The sequence below is a fragment of the Levilinea saccharolytica genome (genome assembly GCF_001306035.1).
Taxonomy (GTDB): Bacteria; Chloroflexota; Anaerolineae; order Anaerolineales; family Anaerolineaceae; genus Levilinea; species Levilinea saccharolytica.
In genome coordinates, this window is the sequence record NZ_LGCM01000008.1 from 75,871 (window position 1) to 100,744 (window position 24,874).

General features: G+C 46.4%; 19 protein-coding genes. 3 read left to right on the forward strand and 16 right to left on the reverse strand.

From position 1 onward, the window contains the following. From brxL to ADN01_RS02165, 13 genes are all read right to left on the reverse strand, one after another. Window positions 1-2,079, reverse strand: coding sequence for a BREX system Lon protease-like protein BrxL (gene brxL / locus ADN01_RS02110; protein ID WP_062419288.1), 2,079 nt, complete (start codon window positions 2,077-2,079; stop codon window positions 1-3). Window positions 2,080-2,081: 2 nt separating this feature from the next. Beyond that, the gene (locus tag ADN01_RS02115) at window positions 2,082-4,604 is read right to left on the reverse strand and encodes a PglZ domain-containing protein (RefSeq protein ID WP_201778614.1); all 2,523 of its coding nucleotides are present in this window, start codon (window positions 4,602-4,604) and stop codon (window positions 2,082-2,084) included. 13 nt (window positions 4,605-4,617) lie between these two features. Further along, the gene (locus ADN01_RS02120) at window positions 4,618-5,244 is read right to left on the reverse strand and encodes an RloB family protein (RefSeq protein ID WP_062419289.1); all 627 of its coding nucleotides are present in this window, start codon (window positions 5,242-5,244) and stop codon (window positions 4,618-4,620) included. Then, window positions 5,231-6,547 carry an AAA family ATPase gene (locus ADN01_RS02125; protein WP_075070886.1) on the reverse strand — a complete coding sequence of 439 codons (1,317 nt, stop codon included), beginning with the start codon at window positions 6,545-6,547 and terminating at the stop codon, window positions 5,231-5,233. Before ADN01_RS02125 ends, ADN01_RS02120 begins: the two co-directional genes overlap by 14 nt. A gap of 104 nt (window positions 6,548-6,651) precedes the next feature. Beyond that, window positions 6,652-8,730, reverse strand: coding sequence for a BREX-1 system adenine-specific DNA-methyltransferase PglX (locus ADN01_RS19085; protein WP_147239123.1), 2,079 nt, complete (start codon window positions 8,728-8,730; stop codon window positions 6,652-6,654). A 106-nt stretch (window positions 8,731-8,836) separates the two neighbouring features. Continuing rightward, window positions 8,837-11,281, reverse strand: coding sequence for an Eco57I restriction-modification methylase domain-containing protein (locus tag ADN01_RS19860; protein WP_201778615.1), 2,445 nt, complete (start codon window positions 11,279-11,281; stop codon window positions 8,837-8,839). A 6-nt stretch (window positions 11,282-11,287) separates the two neighbouring features. After that, window positions 11,288-14,908 (reverse strand): BREX system P-loop protein BrxC, encoded by a 3,621-nt coding sequence (gene brxC, locus ADN01_RS02140; RefSeq protein WP_062419291.1) that lies wholly within the window; start codon window positions 14,906-14,908, stop codon window positions 11,288-11,290. 18 nt (window positions 14,909-14,926) lie between these two features. Next, window positions 14,927-15,499 (reverse strand): BREX protein BrxB domain-containing protein, encoded by a 573-nt coding sequence (locus ADN01_RS02145; protein ID WP_062419292.1) that lies wholly within the window; start codon window positions 15,497-15,499, stop codon window positions 14,927-14,929. Then, on the reverse strand, window positions 15,480-16,265 hold the full coding sequence (locus ADN01_RS02150; RefSeq protein ID WP_075070887.1) for a BrxA family protein: 786 nt from the start codon (window positions 16,263-16,265) through the stop codon (window positions 15,480-15,482). The genes ADN01_RS02145 and ADN01_RS02150 overlap by 20 nt, the downstream gene beginning before the upstream one ends. Beyond that, on the reverse strand, window positions 16,262-16,771 hold the full coding sequence (locus ADN01_RS19090) for a BrxE family protein (RefSeq protein ID WP_075070888.1): 510 nt from the start codon (window positions 16,769-16,771) through the stop codon (window positions 16,262-16,264). Before ADN01_RS19090 ends, ADN01_RS02150 begins: the two co-directional genes overlap by 4 nt. Then, window positions 16,761-16,985: a helix-turn-helix domain-containing protein gene (locus ADN01_RS02160; protein WP_075070889.1), complete on the reverse strand. Its 225-nt coding sequence runs from the start codon at window positions 16,983-16,985 to the stop codon at window positions 16,761-16,763. Before ADN01_RS02160 ends, ADN01_RS19090 begins: the two co-directional genes overlap by 11 nt. A gap of 91 nt (window positions 16,986-17,076) precedes the next feature. Beyond that, window positions 17,077-17,493 carry a hypothetical protein gene (locus ADN01_RS19095; protein ID WP_147239124.1) on the reverse strand — a complete coding sequence of 139 codons (417 nt, stop codon included), beginning with the start codon at window positions 17,491-17,493 and terminating at the stop codon, window positions 17,077-17,079. Window positions 17,494-17,602: 109 nt separating this feature from the next. After that, window positions 17,603-18,046 (reverse strand): helix-turn-helix transcriptional regulator, encoded by a 444-nt coding sequence (locus ADN01_RS02165; protein ID WP_062419294.1) that lies wholly within the window; start codon window positions 18,044-18,046, stop codon window positions 17,603-17,605. 380 nt (window positions 18,047-18,426) lie between these two features. On the opposite strand from ADN01_RS02165, the gene ADN01_RS02170 reads away from it, so the two are divergent. The 3 genes from ADN01_RS02170 to ADN01_RS02180 are packed head-to-tail and all read left to right on the forward strand — an operon-like array spanning window position 18,427 to window position 20,393. Further along, window positions 18,427-18,879, forward strand: a complete 453-nt coding sequence (locus ADN01_RS02170) for a hypothetical protein (RefSeq protein WP_147239125.1) — start codon at window positions 18,427-18,429, stop codon at window positions 18,877-18,879. A 28-nt stretch (window positions 18,880-18,907) separates the two neighbouring features. Beyond that, window positions 18,908-19,324, forward strand: coding sequence for a helix-turn-helix domain-containing protein (locus ADN01_RS02175; RefSeq protein ID WP_075070890.1), 417 nt, complete (start codon window positions 18,908-18,910; stop codon window positions 19,322-19,324). Next, on the forward strand, window positions 19,299-20,393 hold the full coding sequence (locus tag ADN01_RS02180; protein WP_075070891.1) for a tyrosine-type recombinase/integrase: 1,095 nt from the start codon (window positions 19,299-19,301) through the stop codon (window positions 20,391-20,393). The genes ADN01_RS02175 and ADN01_RS02180 overlap by 26 nt, the downstream gene beginning before the upstream one ends. Window positions 20,394-20,404: 11 nt before the next feature. Here the strand turns inward: ADN01_RS02180 and ADN01_RS02185 are convergent, their stop codons facing one another. The 3 genes from ADN01_RS02185 to ADN01_RS02195 form a co-directional block, all read right to left on the reverse strand. After that, window positions 20,405-21,418 carry a tyrosine-type recombinase/integrase gene (locus tag ADN01_RS02185; RefSeq protein WP_075070892.1) on the reverse strand — a complete coding sequence of 338 codons (1,014 nt, stop codon included), beginning with the start codon at window positions 21,416-21,418 and terminating at the stop codon, window positions 20,405-20,407. Window positions 21,419-22,086: 668 nt separating this feature from the next. Next, on the reverse strand, window positions 22,087-23,661 hold the full coding sequence (locus ADN01_RS02190; protein ID WP_082142915.1) for a leucine-rich repeat domain-containing protein: 1,575 nt from the start codon (window positions 23,659-23,661) through the stop codon (window positions 22,087-22,089). A gap of 301 nt (window positions 23,662-23,962) precedes the next feature. Further along, window positions 23,963-24,250, reverse strand: a complete 288-nt coding sequence (locus ADN01_RS02195) for a helix-turn-helix domain-containing protein (protein WP_062419300.1) — start codon at window positions 24,248-24,250, stop codon at window positions 23,963-23,965. Window positions 24,251-24,874 lie beyond the last annotated feature (624 nt).

The following is a 24,874-nucleotide window of genomic DNA, read 5'->3' on the forward strand; positions in this document are numbered from 1 at the left end:
TTAAACCTTGTATATATCCACCTTCGTTTCCAAGCATTTCCTCAATGACAGATCATTGGCGCCGATCTCATTCCAGCTTTGTGGTTTCTGGTAGAAATCCAAGCCTCGGCCAATTTTTATCACCCAGCCGTTATCCATCCGAATTTCACGATCGTGAAGGTTCGGATTGAAGTCAAAGTCGAAAACAATATCAACTTCAAGCAGGCTTTGCTTCAGGTCGCCTAATTTTTGTTCAATGTCCAACTTCTGAGTATCATCGTCATAACCGGTGATTAATTCGATGCGTTTGATGCTTGAGAATTTGACTACAGTTTCGCAAAACCGAACAAAATTCTGAATCTGGTGCGGCATACGAATGTAGGGATCTTCAATCTCGATACTCTTTGCACCTGTAAAGTAGGGGCCAAAAATGGTCTCATAGCTATAGCCAGTATCACCATAAAAAATTGTGTAATGCTTTTCACTAAGTTCTAACTCTTTCGGTGAAACAATTTCTGGTTGAACCATTACTGCCACTTCTGAAGGTTGCTCGACCACAGTTCGAGTTTGAGCTTTCCTCGTTTTTGCTTCCGGATCCTCTTTTGTTCCTGAATTCAATGAATGCCGGAATGGATGCTGTGTAGCAGTTGCGTTACGCGATTCCGGACAAAAAACCACGACTTCTTTTCCATCTGAAGCAAAATAAGAAAGGTTAATCCGTGCAAACTCATCATCCGGTTTGCGTTTGTTCATTTGTTCTTTTACACGCCGCCTGGCTTCAACTGCATAAGCTACATATTCGTCAAATTCCGAATCGCTAGGTGGACCATCGGGATGCAGTATTTTTAGAAAAGCACATACAGTCTTTTTGATGCCCTTTTCATCGCGACCTTCGACGTTCTGTCCCAATCGAATTCGCTTGTTGACTTCCTCGTACCGATTGGTGTGAGAGAATTGATGATGAAATGCTTCTGCCAGGTAATCCGTAATGAAGCCATAATTTCCTGTCAAAAAATCACTGCTGTTTTTGGGCATTTCCCAACCGGGTAAATAGGCAGCAAACCGATCCAATATTGCCAGATCAAACTCCCTTGGCATGGGAATGAAGAGATCATGTTCGGTTGAATTAACTAATTGTTCGATGGAATGATCGATATTTCCATTGAATGCAAGGCTCGCGTCCGCAATCACTTCGGCTCCACGTGAAAACCGTCCGTTTGCCATGAAATCTTTCATAATCTGGATGGTTGTGGGGTCTTTGATTTGAATGCCGGCAACCTCATCAAAAGCAACAACATCCCAGAAACCAACCAGGCCCGTTCGTTTTCGGGCATTGTTGTAGAACAAAATTGGGGTTGTAGCCTGTCCGCCGCTGACCAGCGTCGAATAGGGAGAAAATTCGCTAAAGAAGTACGATTTTCCAGTTCCTCTAGGACCTAGCTCGATAAAATTGTAGTTAGGTTCCACTAAACAAGACAAACGGAGTATAAAGTGAAATTTCAGCCGCGTAGAGAGCTTCGTTGGCTCTAATCCGACTGAGCGCAATACGATATCCAACCATTCATCTCGCGAAAACTTGCTTCGACCGGCAGCATACCCATCGAAATCAAACCGGCTCAATTGAATTGGCCGCAGATCTTCAACATAGAACGTGTAATCATCATCTTCGATTTCGTTGTATCCGATGGTGATTTCAGCCCAAATACCACCTTCTAACAAACGATCGTTATCGCGGTAAAACTTTTCATTGATAGCCACCCGCTGCGAATTAAAGTTTTCAAGGGCAGCCCAATGGCGTTTCTCTTTTTCAATGTAGTTGACATGGACCTTATCGATGAAGCGGTGTTTTCCCTTGGTTGCTACCTTCGATTGGGCAGCGTTCGCTTCGTCGGCGCGCACATAGTTGTCCTGAAGGGTTGCCAGGACAGCTTCCAATCCCTCCTGGATTTCTTTGGGATCTTCACTGGCGCAGTACCGCGCCAATAGAAATTCCAAAACAAATGTTGGGACATTCGTGCCCTTTTTAATACGATGTACCAAGTCCTTGCGGACAACTTTTCCTTCAAATACTCCAAGCAGTTTCTCGTCTAAAGCATCCATAATTACACCGTATAGTCCGTTTCTAATTCGAGAGGTTTTCCCAGGGCGGTTTGCGTAATGGGGTCGAGCGCTTTTACAACAAATTTGCCTTCAAAATCCATATCCATTTTTAGTGTAATTGGAATGGTGTCCCCTGGTTTTAACGTTATGATTCGGGTCGCCGGGTTCACAGGCCCCCCAGGCTTCGCTTCGCCGACAACATGCCCCTTTGCATCATACGCTTCAATCAACAAGTCTGTTTCCTGGGCAAAGAGATCCGAAGCTCCGGCTTCAACTTCAATCACTGGTAATCGGGTGGTGATCTTTTTGGAACCGCGCTTGTAGTTTAACAACACGGATAGTTTGCTGCCAATTCCAGTCTCTGCGGCGCGAATCTTTACTGCGATGGCGGGCACAATCGCTTCTTGAAGAGAAAGCCCGCCGTGGAAATACCATTGCCCGGCGCGATACGCTATCAATGCTCGTGGAATTGCGACCTGGCTATAATCCCCCTGAATCCCTAACATTTCAGCGGGAAGAACCAGGTTAGCTGCATCGCCTACCCCATCACCGAGGAGAATTCGCTCATGGACATTGATCCATTTCCCGGATGGTTTCACGCACACATCGCCTGGTTCAATGGCTGTATTCAGGAAAAAGCCATGATCGGTGGCAATGATGACATCTTGAAATCCCAAATCTCGCAATTTATAAATAGCCGACCGGATTTTCTGGAAGGTACGACTGATCAAGCCAGGGGCTGCTTCTGGATTGGCCTCAAAATCATTATCCATATCATTACTACGAATGACCAGAAGTTCTACGGTGCTCTCAATTTTGGGATGATCACGGACAAACCGGACCAGTTCCATTTCTGCAAAACGCTGCCCGTACTTTTTACGCAGCACATCCATGCGTTGCGTGACGGTGGCTAAGGGCTGGTCATCGAAAACGACCAACAACTGATTATCCTTATTCGCGATTTTCAGGTTTTGACCGGCCCCGGGTAACAGTGTCGCCATCCCTACGGGTGTGACCGTAGGCATCTGAGCGCAAGCCATCTGAACATCAATTTGCCCGGCTTCGTTCAAGTGCTTTGCTAACTCAACACCGAGCTCATAGCGCATGGCGTCGATCAAAAGATAAGCCACGCGCCGACCGCTTTCAAGCAATTTCGGTGCGACCAATTTATCAAATACATCCGCATTTGATAAGCGTCCCGTTATCGGCCAGCCGGATTTTTCGATATGGCGTATGAAAACTCCATGGATCTTATTCATTAACTTACGGTACGTTGAGCGCGATTGATTGATCACCTCTATTGAAGCGCCGCCCGAATCGAGGAAATCTCCAGCAGCCTGTTCAAATTCACGCTGGAGGCGATCTACTTCGCGGATAGTGCTGGTGTAAAAGTCCAACAAAGCATCCATTGTACGGGTGTGCTCGGATAGCTGGCGGTCAATGTCTTCGCAGGCCTGGGCCAGGCTGGCAGCCGAATGGAGTAACGCCCACTGCGCTTGATTTTCACCCCGGCTGACCCAGACCGTTTGTTCATGGCGGTTGAGAACACTGCGCAGTCTGTCGACATTATCGCGTCTCAACGCATCGACTGCCTGGTTGAAGCAGGCTCGCTCTTCAAATGGGAAGGTGTCTCGAACACCGAAATCATCAATTTTCTCGCATATGGCTGGCAGGTTTAACTCTTTTTCAATTCCCTCGGCGCGTTCTATGTAAAAAGCCTGGGTGCGCCGATCATTGCGTAACCGGTCGCACAGATCTTCCACCAGGTGACGCGCTTCGTGCGGGGCACAAGGCACAGCCGTCAGGGCTGCCGGCAGGTCACCTGGCAGATCGAAAACGAATTCGCTGAATAGCAGGAATCGCCACAATTCATCGGCAACAGCGGTCCAGGTTTTGATTTTGGTTTTCAGGTTCAGCCCCAGAGCGCTCTGGAATAAAGCTGTGGCTTCGGATACCCAGCCGGTTTGGGCTTTGAGCGCCTCTTTTTGTGCCTCGGAGGGGGTTAGCAGGGCGAACAATATATCGCGAGCTGATTCAACTTTCAGCATCGCCTGCAGGTTCGGCCAGCCGGCTCCACCGCCAACAGCGTCTATGACCGCAAAACCGGGATTGGGATTGTCCTTAAAAATCCGGCGGATTTCTGTAGCAAAATCTGGGCGTGCTTTCAGGCAAAGACTGAGGAATTCATCCCCATCTCCTTCTGGAAAGACGGAGCCGCAAGCGCCGTAAATGGCAAAGGGGTCGCGTTGTTTTTCTTCGTCTGTAATCGGCGGCCTGGCGGGAACGTACACCAGAATACCCTCAAGGGATGGGTTGGGTTGGCCAAACTCATTGAGTGCTTCCAGTGCGGCAAAGCGGCTGGTGATGCTGCTTTCGGATGCATCGATGACCCACAGTTTTTCCGAATTCAGCTCCAAACACAGCTCATGGTAGCGTTGGTCCGGGTCGTATACGATCAAGACCCCCTTTTGTTTGAGGCGCGGCAGGAAAATTTCTTGCTGGATAAACGTTTTAATCTTGGTCAATTTGCTACCCCCGTCAAACGCAGGATAATGGCTTAGCCTGTTCTCGCAAGGCAATGACTAACTGATATACCGTTGTTGAAGGATCATCTCTTCCGGGGCGGGAAGGACGGTATTCTTGCATCAAGCGTTCGGCATTTCGAATGGCAGTGTCCATTTTGCATTGTAAGACCTGATAAATATCAGGGTCGTTCTTTTTATATTTAAACCCCAAATATTGGGTCAACTTCTCCATGTATGCTTTTCGATCAATCGCGGAATTTAGATATTCAAAATGCAGTACATACCATAGCTCAAATGCCTGGTTTGAGTAGGCAACATGCATATTTCTTTCCCGCGCCCGTTGGATGGCATTTTCAAAATTTTCAATCGGGAAATCATCCTTATCAAACACACACCATACCTGGTCATAATCACCCTCATCACAACAGTTTATTGCTTCGTCGACCAGCCGAAGCGTGTTCATTCCAACCCCTTCTACCCTGACAACTAAACCTGGAACCCGGAAGCGTTCAAAGTATTGAGGTTCGGTTCTTGTTCCTTCGCAGACGATCAGAAATCTTTGGCGAACGTCAAACTGATCCAACCGCCTCTGCATGTACGCTCTTTTGCGAGGGGTAAATTGCGACTTACTCGATTTCATGACCATCTTCCTGGCTTAATTCGATCAATGCCCGCCGCATTTCACCAAGAATTGGAATTGCACCATATTTGCCCTGCAAATAATCGCTCTCAAAAGAGGCATCATTACGAACCTTCAGCTCTGCCAGGGAATACAGATGGCTGGCACCTTCTTCGTCTTTTTCAACAAACCAGATTTGGTCGCGCCGGAATAGCTTATTGGATAGCAGATTAGTATCGTGCGTGGCAAAGATCAGCTGGGCGTGTTTTGGATTGGTTTTTTCTGAACTAAAAAGACCGATCAGCTTGCGAGTTAGCAAGGTATGCAAACGCGCCTCAATCTCATCAATTACCAGCACTTTTCCTTCCCGTAAGGTGTTAATCACAGGGCCTGATAAAAAGAAGAGCTTCTGAGTTCCCTCGGATTCCTCATCAAGATTAAAAAGGATATCTTCAATAACGTCATTTTCACAATGCCTTCTATGAATTGCTCTGAAATTAATAAATTCGCCCTCATCTTTTACTTGTTTTAGCAGAAAATCCCGTAACTCTTGCGGCATATTCTTGGGAAATACACCCGCTTCGTGTACATTAATTTTTTCAACAACCACATTATTGATGCCAACGTCCGATTCCTGGAGGAGCTCAACGATGCCAGCTCGATACGATTCGTCCTCGGCGAATGCTTTAGCCGTGAATCCGCCATAGGCAGAATCATCCAGACCGGAGATCACATTTACCCTTTTAAACCAGCCCAGAACTTTTTTCGCGATCTCATTGTTGAATTGAGCAGCAACCGAGAGGAAAAGGGCATTCGGACGAGTTAAAGACTTAAGCGCCTGTCCCCCTTTTAAGGCACGCGAAATTGAGAACTCGCTGTCTTCTCGGGTGAATAATTTGGCTTCTTTTCTATTCGGAGAATAAAAAAGCCATTCTGTTTCTACTTTCTCCGTCGTCACTTCAAACCCATAGCGATATGGAACACCTTCCAGGCGAAAAACCACCTCAAAGTAGGATGGAGCAAGTTCAGTTTGTGAGTCGAGCTTGAACGGAACCGTATCGATGGGTTCATCCGCCTGGGATTCTCTGGATGAGCTGAGCACATAATGACGCATAAAACCCAGCGCCTTAATCAAATTACTTTTTCCGCTGGCATTAGCGCCGTAAATCCCCGCGCTGGTGAGCAGTGATAAATCCTCATCCACCTGGAAGGTGTTGTTAAGATCCAGTTGTGGGTCGCGGGCGTTTAGTTTTGCCGCAACCATACTGAGCGTGGCGCGCTCCTTGAAGGAGCGGAAGTTGCCGACAGTTAATTCGATGAACATGGGTTTTTCCTTCGGACTTGCATAATAAGTGAATATTTTGTGAAATATTCACGTACAAGCCCATTATATCGCAGTTTCAACCAAAGTCAACAAGGAATATCCCATTAATCCTCATCAAACCATCCTTCTGTTTCTTCATCAGCGGCTCTCTTCTTCGGTTTTCCCTTTTTCAAAGGTTTCTCTGGTTCCACATACAATTCTTCCAAATCGTGCGCAATCGCCAGCGATTTATCGGTCTTGCACTTTTCACGCACGCGTTCGGGCCAGATGGAGTAAGCCAGGTGCGCCCAGTCGTATTCGCCGGCTTCCAACTTCTGCCAGGTTTCTTTCAGGCGCTTCTGCCAGGGTTTGTACTGGAAGAGCTTCCACAGCGGCGCAGCAGTGATTTCGACGCCGTCGTTGAGATTCGGTTTCCAGAATTTTGCCACTCGCAGCAATTCCTCACGGAAATCTCTCAGTTCGCGCTCGAAATCCGTCAGGCGCTCCAGCTCTTTTTCATCTGCAGCGCTGCGGCCCTTCTTCAGGCGCAGGCGGGCAGCCTCTTCGGATACCTGCTTGAGTTTGGGATCGACAAAGTCGTTCACGCAGGTATAGAGGGTCTGATCGTTCAGACGATGATAGTATAGCCAAAGGGTATAGGAGCCGGAGGGCGTGGACAGCGGCCAGTAGATGGGCGCCACGCGGCGGCTTTTGGAATAACGTTTTAAATGGAATGCAAAGAACAAATTTGGTTTTTGAATAAACAGACGTAATGAACGAACTTCTAAAAATTGACAAATTTCTTGTTCAATAGATTCATGATTTTTCTGCCAAACATATAGCAAGACCTCTCTAATTCGCTGTTCAATATCATCAACATGTCCTTTATCATCCACTAAGATACCTAACCATGGAATCCGCAAAGGGTATTCTTTAGGTCCATTCCTAGATGATATGTTTTTATTCTCTATTGTTTGCAACATACCTGGAGATAATTCAGGCAATGGATCAAATGGCCCCGGGATTTTTGGTAATAGCTCTTTATTATGTGAAAGACGAACATCCCATCGTCCAAAAGCTACTCCGATACACCACATCACCAAATCAGAAACCAATGAAGTGGGTTTAGATGCAGAGAAGGTTGTTTCGCTTTCTCCATCGGCATTTTCGTCACTTGGCCCATTAATAATTCCGCCATCCCCACTAAGGTTTGGAATCCCATAAAGATCTTCAACAAGCGAATTTATTCGCTGTTGTAATTTCAACAATTTTGATCTGGCTTCATTTTCTTGTTGCTGTATAACGTTCATTTGGTCATTAAGTGAACTCCCAATATGAACTGTTCTAATTAATCCCGGAAAGCAAAATATATTTGTCGTCTCATCATCCAAATAAGGCTGGCGTATAATTTCAAATGCTTGATAAGCATATTGAGCAAGTTCCTTTTTCGCGGTTGAAAGGTTCAAAGGGATAGGAATTTGTTGGATCAAACCAACTTCAAACGATTGTGCGAGTTCTGTTCCTGCTACTAAAATTCTTACCAAATTATGAAAAGATGATGAATTCATTACTGCCAAAAGCGCAAGTAAATCATCAGGATTGTCGTTTTGGCAAAAAGCAGCAGGACCTTTATCAGCAAAAATGCAATTTGATGGTAAACAACGGACACTAAACCTATTAGTTCGTCTAGGCCATGTCAAGCCAGGTCTGAAGTAGCTACTTTCCGGATGTAACAACCAATCAGTTTCACCATTTAGATACGGATATTGTTTTGATATAAATTCTTTTATCTCCTGTGCTTTGTTGTTCCAATTAATACATAAATGAATATCATAATAGTATGGAGAATACTCTCCGCCTTTTGCGAAGTTTATCCACTTTCCCGATGTGATTTTGTAAAATCTTGGGATTTCCCACGTTAATCTCAGAAAACGAAAATCTGAATGAGATGATGCTCCAATTTGAATTGAATATCCTGCTTTTTGTAATGACGGTAGTTTCGAAAAAAGACCAATTATTTGATTATTAACCCAATAAGCAAATGGCGAACCAGGTAAGGCAGAGAAATAATTCGGATCGGACAGAAAAACATCATCTGTTTTTCTGCCTTGGTTTAGCTCTGAGATCTTAATTAGAAGCTCGTCTCCCTTTGTATGAACAGGAGTGGTAATCAATCTAAAGAAGGCAGAATCTCTATTTTTCATTTATTGTTCTTCCTAATTTGCTGCTTGATAGAAAAGGAATTACTCGCATATACCGTTCGGTCCTTTTTACTAGGAAAGTCGTTTAGAGGTATTATGGACATAATAATCAAAGGTTACTCCTTTGAAGTACATATGCGGCCGTCTCCACCATTGCAGTATCCAAGACCCCATAACCAAGATCAGTCATGACCATTACACGTGCTTCCTTTAACAGAATTTCTTCACGCCACAATTGAAACGATTTTAGAAAAAAACCCGTACGGCTGGAAATTGCACCCAATCTGCCACGATGTCCAATTGAGTTTAAACCCCGTTCAACAAAAGCTGAATATAAATCATTTTTTGTACGGGGGTATTCATTTGTTATGTAACCTTTACTGCCTAAACTGGGTGCGCCAAATGGTGGGTTCATCAATACTACATCAAATGATTTTCTACAAAGATCAATAAAATCAAAACCTTGGATAGCATCCCCAGCAAATAAACGACGCTGGTAACTCTCGCCGTTTATCGCTTGTTCTGCGTAGTCTTTAAGCGCAGCCAGCACTAGCACTTCAGACCGATCGAAGAAATCCTGGTCTTCACCCGCTACCACCTGCACATACTTCTCTTTCGGGGGTTCATTCAACCCATATTCCAAAACACGGAAGAGCGGTGATTTTTCCTCGGATTCCTTACGAGCTGTGGCAATCGCTTCGCGCAGGGTCTCTTCAATTTTCAACAGGCTGCCGGCTTCGCCGGCCAGTTCCATTTCCTGCCAGACGGTGCGCACCAGTTTCGCCAGGGCATCCGCCATCTGCGGCGTGGCGCGCACTTTCTGGTCGGCGGGCACGTGCCAGGCTTTGCGCATCAAGGCTTCCAATTTCTCGCCGCGCAGCGTCTCCAAAAATTCTTCCAGCATCTGGCGGTCGCCGGGCATGGGTTCGGCGCACACCACGTTCGATTTACGGATCTGCGGCCGTTCGCCGGGGCGCAGCCCCTGCGCCTGCCAGCTTTTCTGGGCACGCAGCCACAGGCTCAGCCCGGCGATTTGCACCGCGCGCGGGTCAATATCCACGCCGTGGATGTTGCGCTCGATGATCAGGCGCGGCACGTCTTTCAGGTAAGTTTCTTTATCCGGGTAGGTTTTGTGCAACGGCTCCAGGTCCGCCAGGCGCCGCAGGGCATCTGCTCCCAGGCGGTCTTCCAGCTCCCAGGCTTCGGTGTAAATCTGCTCAAACAGGTCGAAGGCATACAGGCCAAAGTGCATCGAACCGCAGGCCGGGTCGAGCATCTTGATCTCGCGCGGGTCTTTCAGCGGGCGGTGGGGAATGTATTCGACTTCAAAGTTCCAGCGCTCACAAATCGCCTGGTAAAGATCCAGAATGGCTTTGGCATCGTCCCCTTTTGGACCCTCGCCAAAATGGTGATACCTGCGCTGTTCAAAGAACAGGCAGCAGCGTAATTCATCGAACGTTCCTTCCCATTTCCCGGTTTCGTGATACTGCTTCAATTTCTCGTTGGCCAGGTCTCCGCATTCGATTCCCCATTGTTTTCGGGCGTAATCGTACCCCCCGGCGGTTAACCCATAGAGGAAAATGGTATTCAGGTCGGTGATCTGATCGTTGGGGGGTAACCACATTTCGTGGGCAAGGTCAGGGTCGGTTTCATGCCGCTGTTCTGGCAGGAACGGTTCAGGAGCTTCCTGACCCTCTTCCAGGAAAAATGTATGTTTGCGCCGCACCAGGTAGCGGCAGGTATCTTTGAGCGCCGTCTCGCCTTTGGTCATCTCGTACCAGATGCGCCCCAGGGTGTTGTCGGTGAGGAATTCCACCACATAGCGCGGGGTGAAAAACTGGTTGCGCACCGCCAGCTCGCGGCTGTTGCGCGGCGCCTGTGAGGCTTCGCGCATGGCTTTACGCTCTTCCTTGCTGTTGAAGTACTGGTAGATCCAGCCGATGGTCTCGTCTTCGGCCCACAGCGCATCAATCTCCGGGTCGTTAATCAACTCCAGGAGCTTTATCAGAGTGGCCTCGCGGGGGAAGAGCCGTCCCTGCGGGCTGAAACGGTCAAACAGCACCGGCAGGTCTACAGCAAATTCATCCATCAAACTGAAGAGATACATCCGGTAGGCTTCGCCGGTTTCTCCCAGGGCGCTGCCCGCCAGGCGGGCATACAGTTGAAAGCCCTTCGACTGGTATCCTTTGGCGACCGATTCTAAAACCAGCCCGCGCGCTTCGGACATGCGCAACGCGCACAACCGGTTGAGGACGGTAAACGCCTGCTCGCGCACGATGCGATCCAAGGTCACCCGGTTATCTTCCCTCTCCCTCTGGGAGAGGGTTGGGGTGAGGGATGCCAGATAGTATTCCAGGGTTTCACGCAATATCTTCGCCGTCTCGCGCCGGCGGTCATCTAAAGCGGTCAGCCTGTCGATCGGCGTCACATCTCCACGGGCCGGGTCAAGGCCGTACTCATTCTGCAACTGGCGGGTAAACTCTTCAGTCAGAAGAGCGCGGGCATCGCTGACGAAACGGGCCAGACGGTTGCGGGTGGTTTGATCAAATGCCATAATGGATCAGTCCTTAAGTTCTATGGTTACTTCGATGTCATTGTAGAGTGCCAATTCGGTCTTCAGCGTCTGAAGCTGTTGAATCAGGGCATCCAATTGACTGCTGCTGGTCACCCGGGTAGGAATATTCAAAGATCGGGTAATCCGACTGCGTCCCTCACGAGCAGCCTGTTCCTTCTCTTCTTTCAAACGTGCTAATTGACGTTCATGCCCGACCTCTTCGATTCTTTTTCGGATATCACTGACGCGTGACTGGATGGTATATTCCTGACCCAGGAGCTGCTTCAACCCGGCCAGGTCCTTGGTCACATCAATTGCCAATGCTTCCAATTGGGCAAGAATCTGCGATTGTTCTTCGTGCGTCAATTCATTCCATTCAAACAACCCGGGAAGGTCTTGTTTGGCGATCTTTATCGTGTTTTTTTGCGCATCCATCATCTGATCAATCGCATCCCGCAAATGATTCTTGATTGAGGTCAATGCAGAGCTCAGGTCGGCGCTGTGCTGATAGAAATTCTCCTGCCCCAGACGTTCACCAATTTGGGCAAGCGATTCCTCAACATCGTTTCTAAGCTGACCTGGTATTCCCGAATCCGGTAGCGCTCTGATCTCCTTCCAATGCTCACGCAGGTCGCGAATGGTCACCTCCAGCCCATTTTTAAGCGCCAGGGTTACATCGGCCGCCCACTTCAGACCGGTATAGAGAGAGGATTCTTCGCTTCCCAACCGCTGCGGGACATCCGAGGCATCCGTTTCTAAAATCTCCGCCAGATCCTTATTGAGCTCACGAATGCGCTCCACACCTGGCAGCCCCAGGTTCTCCAACTTGGAGACCAAGGGACCATATTTCAACTGTAATTGTGGGAAGTGCTTTACTGCCGATTTGCTGATTTCCTGTTCCAGCGGTATGGTCGGTTCACCGGTCAGATCGGTCAGGCGTTGTGCCGCGCGTGCGAGCACCTCGGGTGGAAGCTGTCCGTCGCGAAGTGAAATCCCCACTGTTTTGAATGAATTATTGGTGCGCAGGCCTTCGATTGCTTGTTGACCATTGACTTTAATTTCCCGCCCGGAGATTTTGAGCTTGATTTCTCCGTTGACCAGTAATGCCGCCACCAGGTAGCGTAAGGTATCTGGAGACCAGCCAAAAGGCGCATCGGTAAAATAATCGGTCAGACGTTTCCCATCCACTGAGCCATTGCGGTCGATGAAGTCTCGAATGCTGATCAGAGCTTTATGATTGGTATTGATGCGAGGCGTTCCACCCACCACCTGGACGAGAGAGAGCGGATCGATGTTGGAGTCGATTGCTTTTAAATTGCCGGCTTTCAGGAATTTTTCGGCAATATTCGTATCTGCTCTGACGGGCGCCTCATTGTAGCGATCAAAGACTTGTTCGGCCACTGTGCTTAAATGCTTTTTCGCCGCTTCAACCAGGTCATGATCCAGGCTGTCTGCTGCTGTTACCTGACCGCGGAAGATAAAGGATCCCTGGCTTAAGCAGTTTTTCAACAAATGCTCCAGGTCACCGGTTAAAACATTGGCGCGGTCGGTCTGGGCTGAACAATATTCTTTCACTTCCTGATCTGGGTCATTGCGATATCGTTGAACAATTTCACGGCTTCTATAAATTTCGGATACCAGATCGTTGATCTCGTTGACCGTTCTTCCCAATAAATAGATCGTGTATTGCGAACTACGCTGACGAGATTCCTCAACCAGGCGGGTACGGGCTCCCTCATAGTCCTCAGGAGCGACTAATTCCACCACGGTTTGAATTGTTTCCTTCTCGCCGGCAAGATTCGCTAGGATAGACCCGGTAGATGATTTCAACCCAGAGGTTACCGAGAGAGTGTTGTGCAACCGGACAGAGGGAAGTGGGCTGAACACCTCTCGCAACCCCTCATTTTGAATCCGCCGGGTTTCAATTGAACGTAAGGGAATTTGCGCCCGTTCCTGATCGATATCATTAATCTTTTCGCTGAAAAAGCACAGATTCCCATCTTTTTCACCAAAAGGCACAAATCCATCAGAGATGAGATCCTTGACAGCCGATTCGACCTCATCATGACGGGATGCTGCATCAACCCTGGGATGAGTCAGGCTGGCAATGTTTTGTACCGTTACTGGCATGTTCCCCAATATTTGAAGGATCGCTACAGTCTTGGCGATTTCCTGATGAATTGCCGAATCGGGGAAGCGAATGAGGGCCTTTGCAACCGCTTTATGAATGGATGGAGCGGCCCGGCGAATGTCTTTTTCAAGTGCATCATACAATGTAACCGTCGTGGCCAACCAACCGATTGGTTGGTTCGCGACAGGCGGTTGGCCATCTGGACCTTCAATCAGGATATCCTGGATCACTTTAATGGCGGAGCGAAGTCCAATTCCGCCTGTAGATTTCGCCAGTGCGCCTAATAAGTGCAGCAAAATATCAAAGTGAGCCGGTAGGAATGGGTAGAGATTGGTGAAGGTAACTTTATCGAAGTCTGCGTCGTAATACTTGGCATCTTCGAGTTTGGTATTAAATCTTAATTCCTGACCATGTTTTTCGAAGATTGCGCCAAGGGCTTTTTCCCCATCCGGTGATTTACCCAATAAACGGCGGTAGCAAATTTCGCGGATATCGCTGGATTCAAGGTCGATCTGGATTGGAAAACGATCCTTGAGTTTATACAATTCGGGTGAGTTCAAAGATGCGCGCGGATCATCTTCGGTAAGGGTTTGTTGTGCAGTTCCGAGGATCCACACTTTACCGTTGCCGATATTTTTCAGGTTTTTTGCCAGCCCATCCAGATTTAAGATCAGATTTGGACGTGCGCTGACATATTGACCTACCTCATCAATGATAAATACTATGTATTCCTTTCCAGTCGCCTCTCGAACGATATCGATCATTTCTTTGACGCGTTCATTTTCAAAACGGACGAAATCGGTGGTTTCGGTATTAAAGGCACTGGCCGTTTTGAATAACTGGGGATAAAAGTCATGTGCGATTTCGGGAATCAAGCTGTCTATCACTAAAGGATCGTTTTGAACTTCTTTCCAGGATACACCAAGTTCGTTTTGAATCCGGCTTGTGAACTCCTCATACCGGTTGTCTCTTTTCAACCGTCTTTCAAATGCTGCCACCTTTAAATTTCGCGAATAGCCAGCCCATTGCAGAACTTTATAATACAGAACGGTTGAGACCTCCTCCATCGTTGCGCCGGCCAGCATTTCACTTGCCAGATCGAGAAGGACAACCGCGGCCGGAAAGCGGTTAGCTACCGTGGATAACAACGCTCGCGTCTGTGGCTTGTTCATGCGGTCTTGTAAATATTTCAAGAACCGCGTCCCCTCAATTTGCACGCTCTGGTCCAATGCTAAGCCAAGATATTTCGTGAAGGACGACTTACCAGAACCATAGAAGCCAGAAACCCAGACCCCAACCTCATTCTCGCCGCCGCTATCCATTGCCCGTTGCATTTTGGTCAGCAACCGTTCGAACTGATCTTCAATGCTTTCAGTAACAATGTATTCGGTGATTTCCGCTTTTAGGCGAACTTCTTGCGAAGCGTTATAGGTAATCACCTTTTCGATATTGCGGTAGATGTCTTTCGATGGGTCAAATAATGTTTTGATCTGCATAGCCCCTGATACTCCTTTTTAGCCGCCGATATGAACGGAGCGATAATTGCCATCTTCTGGATAAAAACCCAGGAATTTCAATCGCGTCTTTCCAGTGCGTTCACCCGGGTAAAAAAACACGGTAGGCACATAGAATTTCCCGTACAGTTGACTCTCAATTGCACCAATGCGAGTATAAGGATGAAGCGCTTCGAGATCTGTGACAAGAATAATCGTGCTCTTTTTCCCTTTCACCTGTTCCAGCTTAGCCTCTAATCTGCTTTTTAACGAGCCATTTGTAATGGCATTGGCTAAAGATTGATTGGCTTTATCCCACTGGAGGGGCGATTTTTTATCTGCGGTCAACCAAATCTTCATCATTGGCGAACTATCAAATATAGATCGAATTTCCTGGGCGATTGAAAATTGCTCAACCTCCCAACCATCATTACGCAGTTTCGCGATCCAGGCTGGCAGACTCCTCTTCACATCCAAAATTTCCTTGGGATGGAAAATCAAATAATAGATCGGTTCAAAACTGGCGTGTCCTAATTCTCGACCAGATCGAACTCGTTCTATCAATTCGTCAAAGTTATCTCTTATTGAGGGCATCAATTACTTCCTCCATACTCTGATATTGCCAGCCTATACGAGTCACATCTCCAGCGGATTGAATAATAAACCAACCTTTTAAGGCTAGCTGTTTCATTTCATTCAATACATCACTGCGGTCCATACCAAATAATCCCCAATCTGGATGACTTAGCACACTATTATCGCCGTGGCCGGAGAAATGGAGATCATAGGACAAGAAAATCGATACTTTTGGTTCGATTCTGAAAGGCAGGATTTTTCGAATTGAATTTTTCTTGTTTTCCAGTAACCCAAAATCAGAACATGTGCCGACTAAATAAATGGGAACTCGTTGTATCATACTGGCGCCCCATGGTCTGCTCGTTTTCCCATCTTGATTAGCCCGAATAACAAAATTCCGTGCCTCATCAATTGACAAAAAATTTTGACCCGATGAATATGTAGCCCAATAGATTTCTTTAACAAAATCGTGAAGAATTTTATGATTTCTGCAGGTATATAAATATAAAATTTGATTAATTTCTTTATTCGATAACCCATTCTGCAATGCTTTGATATTCTTCAATGGTTGAGCATCCTGGCATAAATAACGGGGGGCAAAGCCTTCAAAAATTAGATTCTTTAAACGTCGCGCTGAAATGTTAGGGAACAATCCCGATCCAAGTGCCACCTTATAGAGGTCAGATCCATTCATTCCTGGAGACCATAAATTGAGTAGTGCAAAAGTCTCTTCAATGATTCCCTGTCCAGAACCTAGTTTTGTAGTGTACTTTTCATTGATCATAGGACATCTGAAAAATATGGACAAACTACGGTTTTATTTTCAAAACCATACAAGTATGCACCGGCTACTTTTTGCCAGGAATTTAAGTCGCGCAGCGCTACAATGTTTCCAACTCGGATTGGACCGATCTCAATTGGTAATTGAGAACCAACTAACTTTCGCAAGGAATCCAAAGCTGTTTCTGATTTGGTAATATTCTTTTGAACTGATTGGTATAAAGCTGGCTCCTGGAGCGATCGGTGGATTCCTTGCTCAATCTCTTCTGGCAGTCGAAAAAGATGATAAACATGACCAATGCCAATCCGCTCGTCGTGCACTAGAGCTGCAGCGTGTGTCACGCCATTACATTGGGCCAAAGTTTGTGTTCGGCTAAAAAGCGGAGAAAGGAAAGCATTGCTTCCTTGTGTAAAAAATGAACTCTGCCACCAACCGAACTGTTCCCGTTCCCCAAGATACCCAATGATTAATCTTAACTTTGCAAGTCTTTCGACTAATTCAGCATCCATGTTGCTCCTCGTCGTCAATCGGGGTTTGTTTTTTTGATTTGGCTATCGTATCATCCAACCAGTTATCTATTCTTTCTTTTCTAAATCGCCAATGCCTTCCAACTTTTTGGCATGGTATTTTTCCATCCTGCGCAAGTTTATAAAGTGTGGAGAGAGGGATGCGAAGGTATTTTGATGCTTCTTCAATCGTTAGTACTTGTGGAAAGTCGTCCATAATACCTTCTTTTAAATCAAAAGAATGAGTATAAAGAAATTATATACTCATTATTGATAGTTGCTAATCAAATAAGCTAAGAAAATCGGGATTATTGCTCTGGGTTTGGCGCAATACCCCATTTGGTAAATGCAGCACTGAGTATTCCCCCTGCAACCGGCGAACTAGCTGAGATACCCTTCTCTTTCATTTCATTCTCTGCTTCCCAAAGTGCCTGAGCCAGACGACTTCGAAACTCACCATGTAAATGAGAGAAGGCATGATAAATCTTCATTAATTCAGGATCCACTGCAGGAAGACCAAGGGTTGAATAAACCTCTGTTCCGAGTGTCCCCGCAATACTCAGAATTTCTGGACCTTCAGGCAAAAACTCACCATGTAACCAACCCAATACCTTGGAAGGTGGATAGCCTAACAAATCGCAAAAGGCTATGAAATCTTCCTCACCCGCCTGGGATCGGCTCCATCGTTTGTACGCTCTGTTAAACCAGGCCGGAAAGTTGGACATGTGGCTTTACTTTTCAAGGATTTCGATGTGGAATATGAAAAATATGTTCGCCTCTAATCATATAATATTTTCTTCAATCTGACAACGAATCCCCCTTCATTTCATCAGATCATCTCGACCGTGCCTGATCCTCCTGCTGATCATGGACCGGGCTTGTTTCAAAAGGATCGCATAAACCTAATTGACCCGCCATCGCCATCATCTGGTCACGGCTATCTGTGCCAAATTTCTTTTTCAAAGCACTTATATGTAATCGAATGGTCGCTTCGGTTAACCCTAGTTTTAGCGCTATTTGTTCTGGCGTATATGCCCTCGCCAATAATTGCAAAACGCTGATCTGCCGCTCTGATAATGCCGGCGCTTTTCTTTTTGGTTTCGGTGGCTGACCCGCGAGAACAATCAAGCCATTAACCTGCACTTCTGGGCAATCATCCAAAGCACAATCAGGTATATTACTGCCATCCCGGATGATCTTTACCAAATCCTGAACATCTTCGACCACATTTTGGTAAAGAACAGATCCTTCATCATTGATAACAACAATGGATGGCATCGAAGAAATCCTCCCCTAAGTTGACCCGAAATAATGGCTCAGAACGCATAAATCCCCCCTGAACAAGCACGCATCTATCCAGAGAGGACCTTGTAGTTGATGGTATAGGTGGGAGTTGGTCATTCTAGAGTCGTATGCGCAAGTAAGGTAACAGTAGAAAATTTGAGGTTTTATATTAGAACATCTGTTCAGAGAAATTATAGGCGAGATTATCTTATTGTGCAAGTAGAAGAAGGAAAAATCTATATATCAATTTCGATAGGTATCAGGGTGCTTAACCCTATCGAAATTAATAGATTGAGGTAGCTCAGTCTGGGTGTTATCCTACTCGTAAATTCGCCATAAAAGGTGCTCCCATGACTTGTAAATCCAAATGCTCATTGTCTAAAACATTCTCGCAAATTGATAGCATTCAGGAAGATTTTGTTCGTCTTTCCGGTTATGCATCTCAATTATCTGATATTGAGCCATCAGTATTGTGCCAGCCAAAGGCAGTAAAAAAGATCAAGGATATTCAACAGTTTTTGATCTTTATTGAAAATCAATTTTATGAACTCCGTTCTATGCTTGATATTGACGGCGACACTGATTCAGAAATGGCTGCAACTGATGAAGACATCTTTTATTTGGTTGGTGATTTTCCGACCAGCAAGAATGATGCTAAAGAGCAAATTCTTACCTCAGAATTAACGGCATCAATCCTAAATATCCTTACCGGAAAGGGCGACCATCAGAAAAATCGAGACCTTATTTCCAAAATATTCATGTTACGCCGGCTAATTGACTACAGCATGCAAAAAGCAACAATGGAACTAGATCACAGGAATTACTAGTCCCAGATATAAATAGGAGTATCGTTGGATGGAAGTAAGAAATCACCGAACCAAATTACCTCATAACGTCATTATCAAAGCACCAGGGTTATTACCGATGTTATATACCCCGCGTGAAATTTGCGAGGAACTAGGTATTGCTGAAAGCACATTGCGGGATTGGTTGCAGATAGATCTCCCTCACCAAAGAGACAACCGCAATCGGATATGGATCAACGGGGAGGAGTTTGCCAGATGGGTCAACAACCAACGCAAGCCAAGAGCAGCTAAAAAGCTAACCGAAGATGAAGCCTATTGTTTGCGTTGTAACCAGGTATCCAAATTACTTTCTCCCCAGATTCAACCGATCAAGGGAAACCTGGTCTTAATCAAAGGTTCTTGTGCAAATTGTGGAGCCGTTATTAATCGTGGAGCCCATCGTGATCGAACGCCAGAACTATCTTAAAGTCAAAGAGCATCTCAAGTACCTCGAGGAAGTTCTGCAGTTGAACCAAGCCTCTGTTGAACGCTATCGCTTCTATTTGCGTCATCTGCTGCTTTGGGCGGATGATCAGAATTTCCGCCTGGTGCAGACGATTCGCCCGACCCTCCCGTCCTATCTGGCTTCATTACCAGGCAAGGAAGGAAAAGGAAACATGGCCAGCGCATCCCAAAAGAAGATTATAGACTCAAGTAAACGCTTTTTCCGTTGGGCGAAGGTTACATATCCTCGTGAAATGAATAGCCTTTCCATTTCGTGGATTGATACCCTGCGGCGACCGCGCCAACCGCAAATTTCTTCAGAAAACGTTTTTGTTTCTTTGGATGAGGTCCAAAAACTACTCGCCGCCCCTGTACCCGAAAATAACCTGGCCTTATTGCGCGACAAGGCAGCTGCTGCCATGCTCTTCCTTTCAGGCATGCGTGCCAGTGCCTTCACTACATTGCCGATTGAGGCGGTTGATCTTGAAAATCTGAGACTTCGCCAATGGCCAGAACTGGGCGTTCATACCAAGAATGGAAAAAAGGCGACTACTTTCTTATTGAACATTCCTGAAATTCTTGCGCCGGTCCGCCAATGGGATGAATTCGTTCGTAAGTCACTTCCTGGCTCAAGTCCCTGGTATGCACCAATCGCGCATTCCTGGGGAGATCAGTTTCTTTCACAGGATGAACCTGGAAAGACGCGTTCTCAGGCGCTTCAAAAACGCCTGGAGTTGTTGTTTTCCATTGCAAACCTTGAAATCAAATCACCTCACAAATTCCGGCATGGACACGCCGTCTACGGGTTACTTCATGCTCAGACTATGGCGGATTACAAAGCGGTTTCCATGAACCTGATGCACGAGAGTATCGAGATCACTGACAGCACTTACGCTCCCATGCTTTCTTCTGATGTTCAAGAGCGTATTGCCGGGCTGTCTGGGAAGGCGACGTCCACGCCGGGTGATGAGCTTGAGGTCTTCCTTAATAATCTTGATCGAGAAAGCCAGAAAAAGGCATTGATGTTTATCGCAGGAAAGTTAGCTCAATGAAGATTTCTTGGTTACAGACGCATGTTATCAGCTGGGCTGGCTTTGCGATGCGCTTGCTCCACATCTACTTCGGCAATTTGAGCATAATGGCGCACCATATCAAGCGATCCATGTCCGAGCAGCGATTGGAGGGTAAAAACATCTCCTCCAGAGCGCAGGTAGGTGATGGCGAAGGTATGCCTGAATTTATGCGGAAAAGCCTTTTTGATTTCTGCCCTGTCTCCCAACCGATTGATCAAGACACGCAAACTGTCCTTGTTGAACGCTCGATCCGCATGGCTGATGAAGAGGGGGGCGTCGGGATCGTCCCCGTCTTCTCGGCTGGCAAGATAACGCCAAACCGCTTTTCGCGCAACTTTACCCAGGTACACCGTGCGTCCTTTACCGCCTTTCGCGCCACCTGCCACTCCGTGACGGATGGTGACCTTTCCGGTCTTGAGATCCACATCGTTGATGATCAGAGAACACAACTCAGTTGCTCGCAATCCAGTATCCAGCAACATCAACACAATCGCCTGATCACGGTTGGAACTCGGCCGGCGCATTACAAACTTCTTCCTTTCCTCAGTCTGCGATTCGCGCGAATAAACGCAGGCTTTGAGGATTTTTTCAACATCTTCTTTGGAAAATGTTTCAACAGGATGTTTTTGAAACTTCGGGGCAGTGATTTCTTTAGCGGGATTGGGAAACTTGAACTCCACCTGCAGCCATCCGAAAAAGGATCGAAAGGTTACCCACACATTTCGGATGGATTTGGCGGACAGCGGCTCGGAGCTTCCGTTCCAACGTCTCGGTTTATACTCGGTTCTCAACCAGGCCATGTAGCCGGTCAGGTCGGAAGATTGAATATCCGATACCTCTCGATCTCCGATGTATTTCAACCAATGACCAAGAGTGAACTCATAGGAGGTAATTGTGCGTTGGCTTAATCCCTCTGCTGTTTTGAATTTGAGGAAGCCGTCGATGGCTTTGGCTAAAGCAAGTGAAACTTTGGATTTTGACGTACCCGGCGAACTGCGGTTCATAAGAAATTCCTCCATTTTTGGAAAAATGTCTACCGCTGTGCGCCAGGCTAACGAAAAACCAGAGCCCGACGGACTCTGGTTTGACTTTAGTAGCGGGGAGTGGATTCGAACCACTGACCTCCGGGTTATGAGAGATTTTCCTGGTTTCGGAGCGTTTTTCACTCAGGCTCCGCATTTTAGCCTGGCCTGAGGGACGCTCTTCTGAAGAGGCCGGAGGATCTTTGGTTACGAGTTATTAGTCGTATGATAGCCACTTTTTATGGCAGGGTCAAGTAGTAGTTTTTTCGCGACCCGGAGGACGATGGTTGAGTTTTGATGAAGGAACGTCAAAAATCCACGACCTTTTCGTTCTATCGTTCTTATGTGATTTGTTAAGATTAATCAAGATTTTTGTTGTCACAAAAGGTCAATCGTTGTCCAAAATGGATGTGAGTATCATTAAATAAACCATTTCCTAAATCGTCAATTTTTCCACAATTTGACGATTTAGGAAACTTTAGTTATTTGAACAATATTCCGAAAAACCAGGTTTGTTAGAACTTGATAGATACTATTTGTTTAGGTTCGAAAGATAGCGAATGAACCGAACAATAGTCATCAATTTTAAAGATTACCTACTTGATCTAATGTCATCTTGCCTTACTGGTCTCGTTGACACCCTTTAATCCTTATTCACCTGTCGGCAGAGAATACAGCTCCTCGATCGTCATACCAAAGGTATCACTAATGTATTGCACCATTAAATTCATGGAATGCTGGTAAACATCCTCGATCGCGGGATCGTTGTAAGCTTTGATGAAGTATTCTTCCACGGTCTTGTCAGGATCGCTGCACCATTCATCGATGTGTTCGCCGGTATCCAGATAATAGTAAAAACTTGCACCACCGTTGTAATTATCGTCGGCGCCAATAAAAAGTTTGTTGTCGGTTGTGTGATAGAACAAGTTTACGCGGTAAACGTCAGTAATCGGTTGAAAAAATACGACATCATATTCCTTATTTTCTTTTTCGTTGTGGTCGATGCGGATGTTGGTATAGATGCCTTCGTGCTGCTCATACATGTAAATCCCGGGGGTCTCGTCTGGGACAAAGCCCAGACTCTTGAGGGTCGGCGGTTCATACGGCAATGTGAACAATTTTTCGGGGGTCATTTTGAAGGCGTTCTTAATGGTTTCATTAAAGAAGCGGATGGGTGCATACAGCGGATCTTCGCCATTTTCAACTTCCAAGGCGGCACGGATCATCTGTTCTGAGTTCGCCCGATCCTGCCCATCGATGGAATATTCGCCAGTGGCGATGTCGTAGAGGTAGTTCACGGGCGGCTGGCCTTCCTTATCCATTTGGCAGAGGTAAACCTTGTGTACGTTATAGTAACCGATAGAGGTTTTGTATTCATCATTCAGGTAAAGGGTCATGCGGATGATATTCTGGTTGTCTTCCCTGGATGGTGGCCCCCACTTGTCATGGGTAACGGTGAAATTGGCTAACTCGCTTTCGAAGTAAGCTTCGTGATTGTTGGGATCAAGGTTGAATCCAAGGTCTTTAAGTGTGGTAGGAATGATGAAATCTTTGTTGGCGAGGGTGGTGTAGATGTTTTCGAGGGATGAATAGTCTTCGACGCTGCTTTTGTCGAGGTAAAGGGTCTGGAGGTTCGTCAGCGAATCCAGCGAAGAAACATCTGAAATGGTTGAATTGTCGAGCCACAGCACCTGCAAATTGATCAGGTTGGAGATAGCGCTGTAATCTTGCGCCTGGCAGTTGGAAAGTATCAAGAGCTTAAGGTTGGTTAATTTGGCCAGAGGTGCGACATCCGTGACGGGATTGCCAGCTAGGGATAAGGCGGTTAGTTTGGTGAGCCCGGCCAGAGGGGAGATGTCGGTCACGGCGTTTTGAGACAGGTCGAGGCTTTCGAGGTTGGTAAAGGCTTCCAAGCCGCCGAGGTTGGTGATTGGGGTTAATTCGGAGAGCTGTCGCTGCAAAGAGTCGGTGAGATCCATGCGGGTGACGCCCTGGGCTTCCGCGAAGGTGATTTCGCCTTCAGGTTTGCCCGTCGCGCTTCGTATCATTGCTTCCAACACTGGATCAGCAAAGGTTACGACGACGGGCGCCGATGTCGCAACTGGAGACGAGGTCGTCGTGACCTCCACAGCCGGGTTTGATGAGGTCTTTGTCACAGTGGGCGTGCTACAGGCTGCAAGGGTTATGGTCAGCAAAACGGTTATCAGAATATTATGAGGTTTCATCAATGAAAGTAATCCTTTTTATTACTCCGCGTGAAAACTATAAAGGCGGGTATCTTTTTTAGTTATTTACATAATGAGAATTTTAGTACCCCTTTGAATTTTACACTAACCGTCTGATCACACGTAATGCTATGCAATTCAAAGGACATCACTTGTTGACGGTTTGGTTTACTAAAAAATGACCCACCTCGGTGCGCATGCAAAGCAGAGGCGTGGTGGGTACTGTTGGATTGATTATAACCAGGTTTACCCATAAAGACCCTTTTGGGTAAATTTCCTGGCAATCAAAACTCGAACAAGGTCATTTTGTTTCGGGAATTAACTTAATTTCAATCTTCGCGCCTAACGCCTCGGCGATCTTGGTAAGGAAGGATAAGCTAGGGGCGCTGGTGCCATTTTCCAATCTGGCGATGGAAGGCTGCCGGGTGCCAACCATCTCAGCAAGTTGAGCCTGAGTCAAACCCTTTACCATGCGGAGCCGGGCAACCTGGTAGCCGGGTTCCAATTCCTCTGCAGCAGCCAGGAAATCCGGGTCTTTAATCTTTTCAGCTTCCCAATCTTCAAATTTCGGTAATTTACTTCCTTCCATTCTATATCCTTTGAATTATTCAGGTCTAGATGATCCATGCTCACAAGAACTAATCCACCTATACTAATCAGATCTGTCGATAAAGAAATCCAAATTATCATAATCCAAATTTCCTTATTCGCGTCATTTGCATAAAAGCTGACAAAACTCATATTTGTTGCCTTTCACGAAAATGATCTTATGTTACATCCGGCAATTAACACCGTCTGCGTCCAGGCTGACGTGACGCAGACGCCTTGCTGACACGCCGCAGACGTTGACGCAGACCCTATTGTTGACGTTGATTCAACAGGACGGTTTCTATGGCGTTGTTTCTTATGGTGAGGTAGGAAATATCAACTGAAGAAGAAACGCGGGAAAATGGTCACTTTTTGCCGAGGGCAACTGCAAAAAATCTGCGTTATTCTGGATCAAATCTTTCGATCGAGCGGTTGTAAATTGACTATTTTTGTGCACAAACAAATCGCCCGCTTTTTTTTGTGCACAAAATATCTCCAACTAGCCACCTGACACTTTAACAAAAGAATAGTTGATCGGCACCAGATCTCCACTAAAATAGGTTTTCCGGAAGCATTTTAGAAACGGAGTAAACCAATGCCGACCGACCTCCTTTATCATAACTGG

Bases quoted from the DNA above. Each gene is read 5' to 3' on its own strand.
- ADN01_RS19095 (WP_147239124.1), bottom strand. From the start codon at position 17,493: ATGTCCAACTTTCCGGCCTGGTTTAACAGAGCGTACAAACGATGGAGC.
- ADN01_RS02120 (WP_062419289.1), bottom strand. From the start codon at position 5,244: ATGAAATCGAGTAAGTCGCAATTTACCCCTCGCAAAAGAGCGTACATG.
- ADN01_RS02175 (WP_075070890.1), top strand. From the start codon at position 18,908: ATGGAAGTAAGAAATCACCGAACCAAATTACCTCATAACGTCATTATC.
- ADN01_RS02165 (WP_062419294.1), bottom strand. From the start codon at position 18,046: ATGCCATCCATTGTTGTTATCAATGATGAAGGATCTGTTCTTTACCAA.
- ADN01_RS19090 (WP_075070888.1), bottom strand. From the start codon at position 16,771: ATGGATGCTGAATTAGTCGAAAGACTTGCAAAGTTAAGATTAATCATT.
- ADN01_RS19085 (WP_147239123.1), bottom strand. From the start codon at position 8,730: ATGAAAAATAGAGATTCTGCCTTCTTTAGATTGATTACCACTCCTGTT.
- ADN01_RS02195 (WP_062419300.1), bottom strand. From the start codon at position 24,250: ATGGAAGGAAGTAAATTACCGAAATTTGAAGATTGGGAAGCTGAAAAG.
- ADN01_RS02125 (WP_075070886.1), bottom strand. From the start codon at position 6,547: ATGTTCATCGAATTAACTGTCGGCAACTTCCGCTCCTTCAAGGAGCGC.
- brxC (WP_062419291.1), bottom strand. From the start codon at position 14,908: ATGCAGATCAAAACATTATTTGACCCATCGAAAGACATCTACCGCAAT.
- brxL (WP_062419288.1), bottom strand. From the start codon at position 2,079: ATGGATGCTTTAGACGAGAAACTGCTTGGAGTATTTGAAGGAAAAGTT.
- ADN01_RS02145 (WP_062419292.1), bottom strand. From the start codon at position 15,499: ATGCCCTCAATAAGAGATAACTTTGACGAATTGATAGAACGAGTTCGA.
- ADN01_RS19860 (WP_201778615.1), bottom strand. From the start codon at position 11,281: ATGGCATTTGATCAAACCACCCGCAACCGTCTGGCCCGTTTCGTCAGC.
- ADN01_RS02160 (WP_075070889.1), bottom strand. From the start codon at position 16,985: ATGGACGACTTTCCACAAGTACTAACGATTGAAGAAGCATCAAAATAC.
- ADN01_RS02190 (WP_082142915.1), bottom strand. From the start codon at position 23,661: ATGAAACCTCATAATATTCTGATAACCGTTTTGCTGACCATAACCCTT.
- ADN01_RS02150 (WP_075070887.1), bottom strand. From the start codon at position 16,265: ATGATCAATGAAAAGTACACTACAAAACTAGGTTCTGGACAGGGAATC.
- ADN01_RS02185 (WP_075070892.1), bottom strand. From the start codon at position 21,418: ATGAACCGCAGTTCGCCGGGTACGTCAAAATCCAAAGTTTCACTTGCT.